This window comes from Paenibacillus sp. P32E, from assembly GCF_001909085.1.
Taxonomy (GTDB): domain Bacteria; phylum Bacillota; class Bacilli; order Paenibacillales; family Paenibacillaceae; genus Paenibacillus_AQ; species Paenibacillus_AQ helianthi.
In genome coordinates this window covers 64674-78910 of sequence record NZ_LVYY01000017.1, presented here as the reverse complement: position 1 = coordinate 78910, position 14237 = coordinate 64674, and the positions used below count along the sequence as shown (strand labels likewise).

At 50.4% G+C, this 14237-nt stretch carries 14 protein-coding genes; 5 read left to right on the top strand and 9 right to left on the bottom strand.

The genetic code is table 11. The annotated features are described in order from the left end of the window. Positions 1-25 precede the first annotated feature (25 nt). Positions 26-469, top strand: coding sequence for a DUF441 domain-containing protein (locus A3848_RS17545; protein ID WP_074086211.1), 444 nt, complete (start codon positions 26-28; stop codon positions 467-469). Between the two features lie 70 nt (positions 470-539). On the opposite strand, the gene A3848_RS17540 is transcribed toward A3848_RS17545, so the two are convergent. From A3848_RS17540 to A3848_RS17530, 3 genes are all read right to left on the bottom strand, one after another. Continuing rightward, the gene (locus tag A3848_RS17540) at positions 540-1091 is read right to left on the bottom strand and encodes a hypothetical protein (protein WP_074086210.1); all 552 of its coding nucleotides are present in this window, start codon (positions 1089-1091) and stop codon (positions 540-542) included. Further along, a complete protein-coding gene (locus A3848_RS17535) occupies positions 1088-1507 on the bottom strand; it encodes a MerR family transcriptional regulator (protein WP_074086209.1) in 420 nt (139 codons plus the stop codon). The genes A3848_RS17540 and A3848_RS17535 overlap by 4 nt, the downstream gene beginning before the upstream one ends. Before the next feature lie 166 nt (positions 1508-1673). Then, positions 1674-3422, bottom strand: a complete 1749-nt coding sequence (locus A3848_RS17530) for an ABC transporter ATP-binding protein (RefSeq protein ID WP_074086208.1) — start codon at positions 3420-3422, stop codon at positions 1674-1676. A 137-nt stretch (positions 3423-3559) separates the two neighbouring features. On the opposite strand from A3848_RS17530, the gene A3848_RS17525 reads away from it, so the two are divergent. Beyond that, positions 3560-4075, top strand: a complete 516-nt coding sequence (locus A3848_RS17525) for an ADP-heptose synthase (RefSeq protein WP_074086207.1) — start codon at positions 3560-3562, stop codon at positions 4073-4075. A 102-nt stretch (positions 4076-4177) separates the two neighbouring features. Here A3848_RS17525 and A3848_RS17520 read toward each other — a convergent pair whose 3' ends face one another. Beyond that, positions 4178-4495: a HesB/YadR/YfhF family protein gene (locus A3848_RS17520; RefSeq protein ID WP_074086206.1), complete on the bottom strand. Its 318-nt coding sequence runs from the start codon at positions 4493-4495 to the stop codon at positions 4178-4180. 531 nt (positions 4496-5026) lie between these two features. Between A3848_RS17520 and A3848_RS17515 the strand changes: the two genes are divergently transcribed. The 3 genes from A3848_RS17515 to A3848_RS17505 all read left to right on the top strand — a co-directional run bounded on the left by A3848_RS17515 (position 5027) and on the right by A3848_RS17505 (position 10375). Beyond that, the gene (locus A3848_RS17515; RefSeq protein WP_074086205.1) at positions 5027-6775 is read left to right on the top strand and encodes an ABC transporter ATP-binding protein; all 1749 of its coding nucleotides are present in this window, start codon (positions 5027-5029) and stop codon (positions 6773-6775) included. 120 nt (positions 6776-6895) lie between these two features. After that, on the top strand, positions 6896-8980 hold the full coding sequence (locus A3848_RS17510; protein WP_074086204.1) for an ABC transporter ATP-binding protein: 2085 nt from the start codon (positions 6896-6898) through the stop codon (positions 8978-8980). 111 nt (positions 8981-9091) lie between these two features. Next, on the top strand, positions 9092-10375 hold the full coding sequence (locus tag A3848_RS17505) for a winged helix-turn-helix domain-containing protein (protein ID WP_256702437.1): 1284 nt from the start codon (positions 9092-9094) through the stop codon (positions 10373-10375). Positions 10376-10384: 9 nt separating this feature from the next. On the opposite strand, the gene A3848_RS17500 is transcribed toward A3848_RS17505, so the two are convergent. The 5 genes from A3848_RS17500 to A3848_RS17480 all read right to left on the bottom strand — a co-directional run bounded on the left by A3848_RS17500 (position 10385) and on the right by A3848_RS17480 (position 14220). Then, the gene (locus A3848_RS17500) at positions 10385-10849 is read right to left on the bottom strand and encodes a hypothetical protein (protein ID WP_074086203.1); all 465 of its coding nucleotides are present in this window, start codon (positions 10847-10849) and stop codon (positions 10385-10387) included. Between the two features lie 40 nt (positions 10850-10889). Next, positions 10890-11600: a hypothetical protein gene (locus tag A3848_RS17495; RefSeq protein WP_074086202.1), complete on the bottom strand. Its 711-nt coding sequence runs from the start codon at positions 11598-11600 to the stop codon at positions 10890-10892. Next, entirely contained in the window at positions 11597-12559 is a 963-nt protein-coding gene (locus A3848_RS17490) for an ATP-binding cassette domain-containing protein (RefSeq protein ID WP_074086201.1), read from the bottom strand. The genes A3848_RS17495 and A3848_RS17490 overlap by 4 nt, the downstream gene beginning before the upstream one ends. 186 nt (positions 12560-12745) lie before the next feature. After that, positions 12746-13093, bottom strand: coding sequence for a four-helix bundle copper-binding protein (locus A3848_RS17485; RefSeq protein WP_074086200.1), 348 nt, complete (start codon positions 13091-13093; stop codon positions 12746-12748). 92 nt (positions 13094-13185) lie between these two features. Next, on the bottom strand, positions 13186-14220 hold the full coding sequence (locus A3848_RS17480; RefSeq protein ID WP_074086199.1) for a CobW family GTP-binding protein: 1035 nt from the start codon (positions 14218-14220) through the stop codon (positions 13186-13188). Positions 14221-14237 lie beyond the last annotated feature (17 nt).

The following is a 14237-nucleotide window of genomic DNA, read 5'->3' as shown; positions in this document are numbered from 1 at the left end:
GAAAAAAAGGAGTGTGCCGCCTGCTATGGATATAACCTCTTTATTACTTCTCGGTTTTGCAGCACTGGGCATTATCAGTAAAAATTCACCTATTACTATCGCAATGGTTGTTCTGCTGCTGCTGAGGGTGCTTGGACTTCAACAGACTTTTCCCTGGCTGGAAAAGTACGGTCTGACGGTTGGGATTATCGTCTTGACGATCGGTGTGATGACTCCACTGGCCAGCGGGAAAATCTCGCTGGACACCATTTGGCACTCCTTTCTGCATTGGAAGTCGCTTGCGGCAATCGCTGTCGGCATCCTGGTGGCCTATCTTGGAGGCCGGGGCGCTCTGCTGATGGGCAGTCAGCCTACAATTGTTGCCGGTCTTTTGATCGGGACCGTCCTCGGAGTAGCTTTATTCAAAGGAGTTCCCGTAGGACCGCTGATCGCTGCCGGGATTTTGTCACTGCTGATCGGAAGAGGCTAATCATTTACAACGCAAACACCAAAAAGCTGCAGGTTCGCTCAATGCGCCCGCAGCCTTTTTTAGATTAATGCTATCCTTCAACCCTGTACTTCTTCTCCAATTCCGACTGGTAATGAGGATCGTAACGGATTTGCCTTCCGGGTGTGCAATCGAGCAGCTCTTTGTTCCCATAATGATCAGGATGCTTAGGGTTATGCGGATAATGCTCTTTTACTTTTTGGACGATCTCATCATCCATAAGGGGCAGACCTGCCTCTTCTTCATTTGAGATCATGAGAGGAACAGGGAGTGAATATTCCCGTTCCTCGCCACTTTCCTCCAGACAGGACACCGTTAATATTAGCTCTGTCCATCCGCAGCCAATCGGCTGTAATGTATAAATCTCCAGCAATAACTCGCTTGGTGATTGCAGGGACTCAAGGATAATTTGACGGTCTGCACCCACAGGGTATTCTCCGGCAGCTCCAGTCCAGTAGATCCCCTTGGGAAGCTGCAGCCGGACTTCTGCATGTTTCACACCGGTTAACGGTGCCAGCCGGATCCACAGATGATTCATTCCTTCTTCATGCTCAAGAAAGGACTTGGCGAAGCGTATCTCCAGCGGAAGTGAATTTTCAATCATTGTTTGTTCTCTCCTTTCAGCAGCCGGGTCACAGCCTCAATCATCTCTGATTTCAGTTGCGGTGTGATCAGCGGACTTACCGTGAGCACTACATCTTCGTTAATCACCAGCGTCTCGTGCTGCAGAATGTGCTCCGGCTGGTAGAACCTTAACCGGGCACCGATGCTGGCAACTTCCTCGGCAGTGAGCGCAGACAGCTTCATTTGAATATCCGCCAGGGACTCCCCGCTCTTGGATAAGGTCAGAATCGCCCGCAAAGATTCCAAGTGTCTTTCGGTATATACTCTTTTATTCCCCACTAGTTCCAGGGGCGGCAGCATCCCTATCTGAGTATAATACCGGACCGTTCTTAAATTTATATCCGCATCCTCCTGCTGGAGAATATCAGCCAATTGCTTACCTGTGTACACATTCATCAGGTTCATCTCCCGTTATAAATCGCCTTATCGCAACAAGTTACACTCGAGTGTATTGGTTACAGTATACTGTAACTTAAATCGATATGCAACGGTTTTGCTGGAAGGTTCAAGTTCACAAAAAAACGGCCCCTTTAGGGACCGCTTGATCTTGACTCACACCATCTTAAGCATCCAACCTCTGTACATTGAACAGCCGGGCATAACTTCCGTCCAGCGCCATAAGTTCCTCATGAGTTCCCCGTTCGGTAATTTCCCCATTCTCCAAAACGACGATCTGATCCGCATGGGTGATCGTAGATAGTCTATGAGCCACAATTAATGTGGTACGCTCCGAAGCCAGTGATTGCAGCGCCTGCTGGATCAAATGCTCGGATTCCAAATCAAGTGCTGAAGTGGCCTCGTCAAGAATCAACACTTTGGGATCTTTCAGGAAAACACGTGCGATAGAGACGCGCTGCTTCTGTCCACCGGATAGCTTCACTCCGCGTTCTCCCACCTCTGTGTCATACCCATCCGGCAGCTGCATAATGAAATCATGAGCATTCGCAGCCCGTGCAGCCGCGACAATCTCCTGCTCTCCCGCTACGGGATTACCAAAAAGGATGTTATCCCGCACCGAGCCGCTGAAGAGAAAGTTATCCTGGAGCACCATCCCGACGGTCCGCCGCAGGCTCTCCTGTGTCAGATTCCTGACATCCTGACCGTCCATGCACAGACTGCCTTCCGTAATATCATAGAATCGCGGGATTAGACTGATCAAAGAGGATTTCCCTCCTCCGCTCATCCCGACAAAAGCCACTGTCTGTCCCGGATCGATGCGAAGTTCAATATTTTTCAGCACCCAGTCATTCTCATCGTTGTATTTGAACCACACCTTCCGGAACTCTATGGCTCCTGATGGCGCCACCAGTGGCTTGGCACCCGGTTCATCGATGATATCATAAGGCTCATCCAGAAGCTCCATTACCCGCTCCAGTGATGCGGACGCTTGGGTCAGCACGGTTGAGGAATTGATCAGACGACGCAGAGGCGCGTACATCCGGTCCAGATAGCCGAAGAACGCCACAAAGGTCCCGAGCGACAAATTCCCGTGAATAACCTGATACCCCCCGTATCCGATCACCAGCAGCGGCGCGATATCCGTAAGGGTGTTGATGATGGCGAAGGTTACAGCATTCCAGCGCGTCTGGGCCATCGCTTTTTCCAGAAACTTGCCGTTGATGTCTTCGAACTGCTTCTTGTCCACCTTCTCCATAGTGAAGCTGCGGATAATCGCAATCCCTTGAATCCGTTCATGCAAATACCCTTGTATCGCGGCAAGCGCCTGGGAACGGTCCTTAGTTAGCAGCTTGAGACGCTTGTAAAGCGTGTTCACTGCAATGCCATACAGCGGCAGTATAGCAATCGATACGAGGGCCAGCACCGGATTCAGATAGAACATAAAGGCCAGGGCGAACACCAGTGTGAACATATCCAGCCAGACATTCATCATGCCGACCTCAACAAGATTTTTACTTTGCTCAACGTCATTGATAAATCTGGAGATCGCTTCGCCGACTTTAGTATTCTGATAATAACGAAGCGAGAGCCGCTGCAGATGTCCGTACAGTCTGTTGCGCATGTCGAACAACACTCTGCTGGTAATCAGCTGGGCAAAATACTGGCGGTAATACTCCACTGGACCCCGGATAATTACGAACAGCACAAGTGAGCCCCCAAGTATAGTCATCAGCTTCGATACCCTCGCCGCAACAGAGAGTGCCGGATTGTTCAGCAGGTCATCGACCACATATTTGAGGATGAGCGGCAGGGTAAGCGGAATACTGAATTTGATCATGCCGATGAACAGGGTAAGGACAATCCATTTCATGTAGGGCCGTACAAAAGTATAATAAGATTTCCATTGCTTCACAAAAAGTAGCGTCCTTTCTCTTTACCGTGTTGATTGGGTACTGTTGACATTTTCGTTCCACAGTGTTTTTATATTTTTAAGTCCATAGGTACGCGTTCAACTCTAAATAGCAGTACCCGAACTTCAGGAGGATAACGATGTCCAGACAATTTGTGACCGAAGCCGTCATGATGGCGATTTACGGCCAGCTTCTCATTCCGCGGAGCCCCGTAGAATATATAGTGCCTTACACTACCGTAATGGAATTATACGAACTGCGGGACAGCAACGAACCTCTGATGAGCCATGCAGAGGATGACCAGCATGTGAAGCTCAAAATCCGCGAACTTATTGCTTATTTCGAGGAGCCGCTGAATTCCAAAAAAATCAACCGCTGCCTGAACATTCCCTGGGCCAAAAGCTCCGGCATCCTGCTGGGCAGCCACGCACAGATCACTATTATCAACAGTGTCGATAACGCCACGTATGGAGAAGCGTTCGATCCGATTGAAACGGAGCTGCTGCTGACCTCTCAGAGGGAGAAAGTGCCGATTCTAACCGATCAATTCGAGCTGATTCAGCGCATTATTGAAGGTGGTGTCCCTGTTCAGGTGTTTGATATTGATGATTTTGATTTTGCCATGGAGGAAGAAACCTTCCGCAGCTCGCACTAAGCTCTTCCCGCTCATGCAGCATGCGCAGTCACGCTCTAGCCACCACACAAAAAGCCCTGCCTTTTGGCAAGGGCTTTTTGTCCATATCAGCATCCCGCTGCATCATTCGTTCTGAACCCCGGCTACCGCCTCAGGTTTATACACATACTCAATATCATCCTCGGCTTCCGAATACACAATGGACAGGCTATAACCCTCCATATACCAAAGATCCTGCTCTTCCATATAAAAAATAATTCCCGCCTGATCCGTCTGCACAGCAGGACGACCTGGAGGCTCATCCGCAATTCCCAGCGAGAAGCCTGGATGTAGTCCTCCTCCCGAGCTGTAGCGGGGAAATAAACGGATGTAAGCCCCGTCCCGCAGTAAAAGTTCCCGCTTGAACCAGGCGGCGGCGTCTTTGCTGATTTCCATCTTCATCTGTGTAAGCACCTCCTGTATATACTAATCATACTGAAATTATGACTATATTCCAAATCATTTAAGCGGATATCATTCTACAGCTTATTCGAAATTTATTCAAAATTACATTTGACAATTCTTCAGGCCGGGTGATAAACTCTGAACATAACGAATCGTCTTCAAGTTATTACCAAAATTAATGAAAGGGGTGAGCGCGGTGTTTAACCTTGTACCTGTATATTTCCTCACTATTGTCGGCACGCATACACAACTGAATACCGAAGCAGCCCCAGCAGTGGAAACCTCCTGAGATTCATGCGCGTTATGCGTAGCGTGTGAAATCAAATTAGGCAATTCTCTTCCATGTCTCTGTGCTGCATTACAGCACCGTGGACATGATAGCTGATGTAAATTACAGGCATATCATCCGTTACCGGATGGTATGCCTTTTTGTATGCTGGTAAGAGTTGCCACTTTCATTAATCACCACCATCTTGAGCGTTTCTTAAAAGCCGACAATCATTTCAACACGAAAGGAAGGGATTTCCCTTGTTCTCCGTTCTCCGCAATCTCGGCTGGTTTTTCCGCCGTGAAAAAAAACGCTATGCTATTGGACTCATTTTACTGATTGTAGCCGGTGTTCTGGAGCTTCTGCCCCCCCGCCTGCTGGGCAACGCCATTGATGACATTGTCAGCGGTTCAATCACCGCAAGTTCACTCATGAAGTACATTGGCATGATTGTTCTCATGCTGCTGATTATCTATTGGATCACCTACATATGGATGCACAAGCTTTTCGGAGGGTCCAACCTGGTAGAGCGCCTTCTGCGCTCCCGCTTCATGAATCATCTGATGACCATGACTCCTTCGTTCTTTGAACGCAACCGTACGGGTGACCTGATGGCCCGTGCCACCAATGATATCCGGGCTGTCTCGGCAACCGTTGGCTTCGGGATGCTTACACTCGTCGATTCCACCATCTTCCTTACTGTCGTGCTCCTCGCCATGGGTTTCCTGGTTAGCTGGAAGCTGACCCTTGCGGCTGTACTGCCGCTGCCGCTTATTGCGATCGCTATGATCTTCTACGGAAAAGCCATTCATGACCGCTACAGTCTGGCGCAGGATGCTTTCGGAGATATGAACGATCAGGTGCTGGAGTCAGTATCCGGTATTCGCGTCATCCGCGCTTATGTACAGGAACGGCATGACGAGAAGCGTTTTAGCGACATTACGGAAGATGTCTACCACAAGAATATGGCCGTAGCGCGGGTTGATTCCTTCTTCGAGCCAACCATCCGGCTGTGCGTCGGACTCAGTTACATTATCGCTCTTACTTATGGGATCTATCTTGTTTTCCGCAATCAAATTACTTTGGGAGATCTGGTCTCCTTCAATATGTACCTTGGGATGATTGTCTGGCCGATGTTCGCCATTGGTGAGCTGATCAACATTATGCAGCGCGGCGGGGCTTCACTGGAACGGATCGACGAAACGTTGAATTCAAAACCAGATGTGCAGGATATTGCCCATCCGGTTCTTGTTGCTGAGCCAGCCACTATTGAAATGAAGGACGTAACCTTCCGTTATCCCTCTTCAACGATCGATAATCTGAGCGGGGTCAGCTTCTCCCTCACCCAAGGCCAGACCCTCGGCGTAGTCGGCCGTACCGGGAGTGGGAAGTCCACCCTGCTCAAGCAGCTGCTGCATGAATATCCGACAGGCCAAGGAGAAATTCTGATTTCGGATGTGCCAATAGGGCAAATCGCCTTGGATCAGCTCCACAGCTGGATGGGGTATGTACCGCAGGAACAGATTCTATTCTCCAAATCCGTACGTGAGAATATCCAGTTCGGTCACCACGGAGCCAGCGATGACCGCATTCTGGATGCGATCACAGCAGCAGCATTCCAGAACGATCTTGGTACCTTATCCGACGGTCTGGATACCTTGGTCGGTGAACGCGGTGTCTCCCTCTCCGGGGGCCAGAAGCAGCGCGTATCGATCTCCAGAGCTTTTATTGCCAATCCTGACATTCTGATTCTGGATGACGCACTGTCCGCCGTTGACGCACGGACTGAAGCCAAAATTATTGAGAACATCCGTGAGGAACGGGCTGGTAAAACTACATTAATCTCGACGCACCGCCTGTCCGCTATTGAGCATGCTGACTTGATTGTCGTGCTGGATAATGGACAGATTACCGAGCGCGGGACCCATCAAGAACTGCTGGACATGAACGGCTGGTACCGTGAGCAATTTGACCGGCAGCAGGTAGAGAACAACCTGACCAATGAATAATGGGTTCTATCCATCCAAGGTGCAATAGTAACAAAACTTAAGCGTATGCTTACGAAGCGAGTTTTGTACGCAGTGAAATCCATGAAGATACGCTTACAAAACTTTTAGGAGGTGTCACCGTTGACACAGAGTACAGGCAAACGCCTGCTGCAGTATGCTTTAACTGCCAAAAAGACGTTTATCGCAGCCCTATTGCTGCTTACCATCGGAGTGGCGGCCGAGCTCGCTGGCCCATTTATCGCCAAGAGCATGATCGATAATCACATGCTGGGCATCGAGAAGCCCTACTTCCAGACCCCTTCATCCGAGGAAGCAGCTGAATATAACAACATCTACTACAAACGCGGTGACCGTTTTGCACCGGGTGAGGCCAAAGGCCAGGAGGTCCGCCTGCTTCAGGAAGGCAGATCCTTCTACTTCATCAATGAACCGGTAGCGCAGCCTGACGGCGAGCGGACCTACCGTGATGGCTCACTATATATCAAGCATGGAGATTCAGAAGCTGTCTACCCGGCTGTGAAGCTGTCGGCGGACGAACTGTTTTCCTTTTACAAACCCGAACTACCTGGAATCTATGAGCTTGTAGGCTTGTATGCCCTTTTCCTGGTGATTTCGATCTTTGCGGAATTCGGCAAAACCTACTGGCTGCAATCCTCGGCCAATCAGGTAATCCGCAAGCTGCGGACCGATGTGTATGCGCACATCCAGCGGCTGCCGGTTTACTTTTTTGACAACTTGCCTGCCGGCAAAGTCGTGTCCCGGGTGACGAATGATACGGAGGCGGTAAAAGATTTGTTCATTGCCGTACTGTCTAACTTCAGCACAGGGATTATCAATATCTTAGGCGTGTACGTAGCCCTGTTCCTGCTGGATATCCGTCTGGGCCTGGTGAGCTTGTTCATCGTGCCGATTGTGGTTCTCTGGATCATCCTGTACCGCAAGGTTGCCACCAAATACAATACCATTATCCGATCACGCCTTAGTGAGATTAACGCCATTATCAATGAATCGATTCAGGGGATGTCAATCATCCGTATCTTCCGCCGCCAGAAGCAGAGTAAGGAAGAATTTGAGAAACTCAATGACGATTATTTGAAATATCAGAACAAAATGCTGAATCTGAACGCCTTTACTTCCCACAATCTGGTGAATTCGCTGCGCAGCCTCTCCTTTGTGCTCGTCCTGTGGTACTTCGGCTTTGGCAGTCTGGGCGGTTCTACCTTTGTGTCACTAGGTGTGCTGTATGCTTTTGTTGATGTACTCGGACGGATGTTTCAGCCGATTACCGGGATGGTCAACCAGCTTGCCAACCTTGACAGCTCCATGGTTTCTGCGGGACGGGTGTTCACGCTGATGGACGAACCGGGTGAACCGGTCACCGATGGAAGTATGCCGCGTTACAAAGGAAATGTGGTATTCAAGGATGTCTCTTTTGCCTATAAAAAAGACTTCGTCCTGAAGGACATCTCCTTCGAAGCGCGTCCCGGTGAGACTGTGGCCCTTGTAGGCCATACCGGATCCGGCAAAAGCTCGATCATCAACTTACTGTTCCGCTTTTACGATCCGCAGCGCGGCACCATTACGATTGACGGTGAGGAGGTTAAAGGCATACCGAAGCAGTGGCTGCGAAGCCACATGGGTATCGTATTGCAGGACCCTTACCTCTTCACGGGCACCATCGCTTCAAATGTAAGCCTTGGAGATGAGCGAATTTCCCGTGAACGTGTGGAACGCGCACTGCGCGAAGTGGGTGCAGACAAACTGCTGGCCCATTTGCCTCAAGGCTTCGACGAGCCGGTGGTCGAGAAAGGCAGTACCTTGTCGGCAGGCCAGCGCCAGCTGATTTCGTTCGCCAGAGCGTTATCCTTTGATCCGGCAATTCTGATCCTGGATGAAGCCACCTCCAATATCGACACGGAAACAGAGAGCCTGATTCAGGAAGCGCTCGAGGTACTCAAGAAGGGCCGCACTACCTTCATCATTGCCCACCGCCTCTCCACCATCCGCAGTGCGGACCAGATTCTCGTTCTGCACCGTGGAGAGATCGTAGAGCGCGGCAGCCATGATGAATTAATGGCCCTCGGCGGAAGATACTTCCGCATGTATCAGCTGCAACTCGGTGCTGGCGGAGGCTCGGAGCTTCCGGCTCCCGCTCCGGATCATCGGTTAGAAGCCGTCTTACAGCCATCCATAAAACAAGTGTAACAGTACGGCATCGTTCTCTAGGATGGAGCCCATACCACAATCAGCCCCTGATGCAGACCTTTGGCATCAGGGGCTTTTGTATGCTTGTGCAGAGAACATTTGTTCCGTATAATGAAAACAATACATAAGAACGGGGTGGAAACAGTGATCACATATTCGCTCAGCAAACGGCAAGCCCGGCAGTTCCTGCTTCAGCATCAACGGCTCGTCTCCGGCGGCTCACCTCAGGGTAAGGCTGCCATTTACGACTTCGTCCGCCATGTGGGCTGCATTCAATATGATCCGCTCCGAATTGCCGGTCATAATCATGAGCTTGTGCTCCAGGCGCGGATTCCGGGTTTCGTCCCGGAGCTTGCTTCGGAGCTGCTCTATAAGGACAGACTGCTGGTCGACGGCTGGGACAAGAATATGTCGATCTACTGCACGGAGGACTGGCCGTACTTTCAGCGCCGCAGAGATATGGCAGCAGAACGTTATCAGGGTAATGAGGCACTTGGAGCTATGGTGTCACATGTACGGGAAGAGCTGATCCGGCGCGGCCCCCTCTCGTCACTCGAGCTGGAGAGCAAGGACAAGATTGATTGGGCCTGGGCACCGGCACGGCTATCCCGTGCGGCGATGGAGAGCATGTATTTCTGGGGTGAAATATCCGTTCATCACCGCGTACACACTCGCCGCTATTATGATTTCACGGCGAAATTACTGCCTGAGCATCTGCTCAGCACCGAGGATCCCAACGTGACGTCTGAGCAGCATTACGACTGGTATGTGCTGCGCAGGATAGGCAGCATCGGCCTGCAGTGGAACAAATCCGGCGACGGCTGGCTGGGAATTGCAGGCTTGAAGAGCAAGGAACGGACAGCCGCAATTAATCGGTTGCTGCAAAGGGACTCCCTCCGCGAAGTTCGCGTCGATGGCCTGAAACTTCCGCTATACATGCGGACCTCAGATGCCCATGTATTGGAAGAGATATTGGCGAACGGCGGTACCCTTAATCATAACGAAGCCGGCGTTGATTTCGCCGCCGCACTAGCTCCGCTTGACAATCTGCTCTGGGACAGAGAACTGATCAAGCAATTATTCGGATTCACTTACCGCTGGGAAGTATACAAACCTGTCGCTGAACGAGAGTACGGTTATTATGTGCTGCCACTGCTTTATGGAGACCGTTTCATTGCGCGCTTTGAACCGGTGATGGACAAGAAAAACAATGTGCTGAACATTTTGCGCTGGTGGTGGGAACCGGATACGGGCTTAAGCGCGGAGATGATCCCCGCGCTTACATCAGCTTTAGAGTCGCTTGCAGAATGCACACGGGCCTCGTCGATCCGGTTCGCTCCCGGAGTGGCGGTGAGCAATGGGCTTCAGGCTCTGGAATCCCGCTTTCAACAATAATTCAACTATTCAAATCAGATTTTCTTCTTCAAGACCCAGTTTGCTATACATTTCAGTGCAGTAGCCCTGCAGTTTGATCTCAAGCCTCCTGGCTTTATTCTTGAAACGCTTCAGTTCACGAATCATATGCGCTCTGCCCGCAGGTGTGAAGGTCTCCTGAATTCGCTCTTTGAAATAGTCGTGTACAATATGATTACGCTGCTTCCATACAGCCTGAAGCTGGTTGGTTTCCTCTTCCGAAAAAGGGAAGTGATGCTGGATTTCTTTGATGAGCTGGCCGAGTGAATTGCTGAGCTTGCGCTGATACAGTTCTGCAAGATCTGCTTCTGTAGGCGTTTCTCCCTGAGACAGCTTCGTTAGGAGCAGCAGGTTAGTTAACTGCTGCTCCAGTGCCTGGCAGTAGTAGACAGCCAGGCCGAAATAAGCAAATAGCTCTTTGGATTGTTCACTCTCCGGTATGTGTGTATCCTTCATCTTTCCTCCCGTTCCTCTTTCTGTCTAGTATTTTACATCATTATAAGCTTTTGCTGTCATCCATACGGCTGGAGCGGTATAGATTGAATCTAGTGAACAGCACGATATAGATCAGTGCATGCATGAAAACACCCAGCACATGTATAAGGGGCAAATCATCCGCATTCATTAGGGCATCCATAACCGGATATGCCGGTGGTAGCAGAATATAAACGAAGGGACCTGGAATGAGCTCACTCAGCTTATGGCTGCCAATGGATAAAATTACAACTGTAAGCATTAGTCCCGCGGCATAACTCGTTTTGGTTACCCAGGAAGCCTGGAGGTACAAGGATATAGTCACACCCAGCAATCCCAGGAGCGCATGCCCGGCGAATGCGATAACTATCCTGTATAGACCTGCCGGTTCATCAAATTGTCCTGTAAGCACCGGATACGCCACAATCAGCAGGTCAAGCAGCAAGATCAACGCGCCTAAGGTAAGGAGAGTACCGGTGTTATATCGGAGTTTGCTCCTTGCTTGAACGATTGAAATCTGCCGTTGCACCGGATGCTCATGATTCAACAAGCTTAGACCTAACCAGGCAGAGCCCACAAACAGGATAATGGATGTGGCGGCATAGCTGTTCATCACGGGATTAGGTTTATAGGAGTAAAGGAGCAGCACAGCGATAACTGTAAAAGCAGCAGGACCGAAGTACCGCTGTGAAGCAGTATAGCTGCGAAGCATATAGAAAACAAGCCACCTCATCCCGCTGTTCCCCCTTTGACTGGTTTGGGGTCCATCCATTGCTCCAGACCACCAGCACTCAAACCGCCGCAAGGTTCTACAGATACTACTGACCCTTCTGCCTGCAGGATGTGGCGAAGATAATCATCTGCAGCTGCAATCTCTAGAGTCGCTGCTAAATAATCTCCCGGTGTACCATCCAGTGGATGTATGGAAATCACCCCGGGCATGTCCATAATCTCTGCTTTTCGTTGCTCTGAAATGCCTTTGCAAACTATGTAAACAGCGGGTGTCACCCGCATTTCCTCTTGGCCATGGATGGTTGTAACCGTTCTGCCAGCATGCAGGACATGTACGCTGTCAGCCAGAGCTTCAATGGTCTGCGGCTCATGGATGGAGAATACAATCCCCGTCCCGCTGCGCTTCAGCTCCTTCAGATGGCCGATCAGTGTATGCTGCGCGGGAAGATCAAGTCCTGACATCGGCTCGTCGAGCAGCAGCAGCTGCGGGTGTGCGATCAGACTTTGGATTAAGTTCACTTTTTGCAGCATTCCTTTGGAAAACCCGTCCATCCGCTGTCTGCGAAACTCTTCCAGATGAAACATCTCCAGCAATTCTGCCATTCTGGCTTCTGCTTCAGCTAATGCAAGACCCGCAATCCTGGCCATGCTGAGTAAATAATGCTCTGCCGACATCTTTAGCCCCGGAAAAGCTTCAGGGGCATACCCCGTGGCAATCCTGCGCCCGCTGCGCACCATAGTCCCGGAGGATAACTTTGTCAATCCGGCAAGAATGGAGAGCAGTGTGCTTTTTCCCGAACCATTCCGGCCAATAAGGGCCGTTGCCGCTCCACCTTCCACAAGCAAAGATACCTCACTCAACACAGCACGCCGGTCATAAAGCCTTGTAGCCCGGATCAGCTCAATAATTGGCGTTGGACCGTCCGTCTGCTGGCTAGTACCGATATCGGCAAGAGACATACCGCTATCCTCCCCTTCACTTTCTTCATAACCATAAATTCGCCGGGGCGGCTTCGATTTCCTTTTAAACCTGACAAATGATTCATAATCACAGCAAAAAACCAGAACCCCACAGTATGGACTGCTGGAGCCTCTGGTCTTGGAATACTTCTGCTAGAACCTTATATAAAGGGATTGGAAACAGGATTAAGCATATACCTCTACTGCGTCACTGATCAACCGGCAGGCGATTGCAGTGGCACGACAGGAATCAATACATCCCTGACAATGGGTATGTACATGCTTGCTGCTCTCATCCGCACAACGTTCGCAAATTTCTGCGCACAGGCGGAGAATTTCTGCAACGAACGGACTTTGACGGGTCATGGCCTGGACAGCGAATGAGCAAATATCCGCACACTCCCTGTCCAGTCTAATGCTCTCACGAAGCGAGGCAAGATCGTATTCTTTTAGGCTTGCGACGTAGCTATAGTTACAGGCATTCATAGTTTGAATACAAGCGTCGATGCACTCCTGATATTGAATTCGGGTCATAGCCTTTTACCTCCTGCAATTATTATAGGGTATGCCTATGTATTAACCTGCAAGAATAGGAACGAACCATTCTCCTGCCGGGAGGAATTCCCCTACAAGCTTCTCTTTACAGCCGCGGGCCTAGCCAAAATGCGCTTCTCCAACTGGAGAAGCCGGGTACGAAGGTCACTGGAAGAAAAGTGCTCACCGATGAATACCGCCACATCCGGCACTTCACCCTGAGGGGTGATTTTCATGAAATCAGCCTCTCTGTAGGCATACTGGAACAGAAACCGGCTGGAGGTATCACTGAAGGTAACAATTCCTTTTGCACGGTAGACATCCCTAGGGAGTTCCTTGACAAACTGTTCGAATTCCTCGCTGTTCACTGGGCGTTTGAAATAGTGGGTATACGCCATCACATGGTCATGGGTAGAATGTGAAGCACCCGTCCATTCAGTATCCTTACTTGTAAGATCCTGATCCTCTGACTCCTGAAGCTCATCGCCTTCCCCGAAGCGGGCTTCGGTATGAATGCCGCCAAGACCATCCAGCAGCTCTTCTGGTTCAAGCGCACAGCGGACCGCAGGCAGGATTTCCGCATAAGCGTTCCATTTGCGCAGAATCTCAGTAACCTCTTCCGCTTCCTCCTTCGTCACCCGGTCGGTCTTGTTCAGAATCAGCACTGAAGCGCAGCGGATCTGTTCCTGCATTAACCGGTAAGTCGCACCTTGCTGGGAACGGTACAGCTCAATCAGATGTGCAGCATCCACTACGGTAATCAGACCTTTCAGCTCCACCAATTGATACAATGAGATTTCAGTAACTGCATCTACAATCTCAAGCGGATTCGCTGCACCGGTCGCTTCAATGACAACCACATCAGGTGACTCTTTTTTAATCAGCGTAGCAAGCTCTGTGCTGAGATCGCCGCGGATGGAGCAGCAGATACAGCCACCGAGCATTTCCGCCATCGGAACCGACTGCTCGACCAGCAGCCCGTCCAGATTCACCTCACCCAGCTCGTTCATCACTACCGCGGGTTTGAGCCCCAGGCCCTTCCAGTGGTCCAATAGGCGCTGCAGCAATGTTGTTTTGCCGCTTCCCAGAAATCCTGACAATATATAAACCGGCATAGCCTGTTCCATGTTTCATCTCTCCCTGA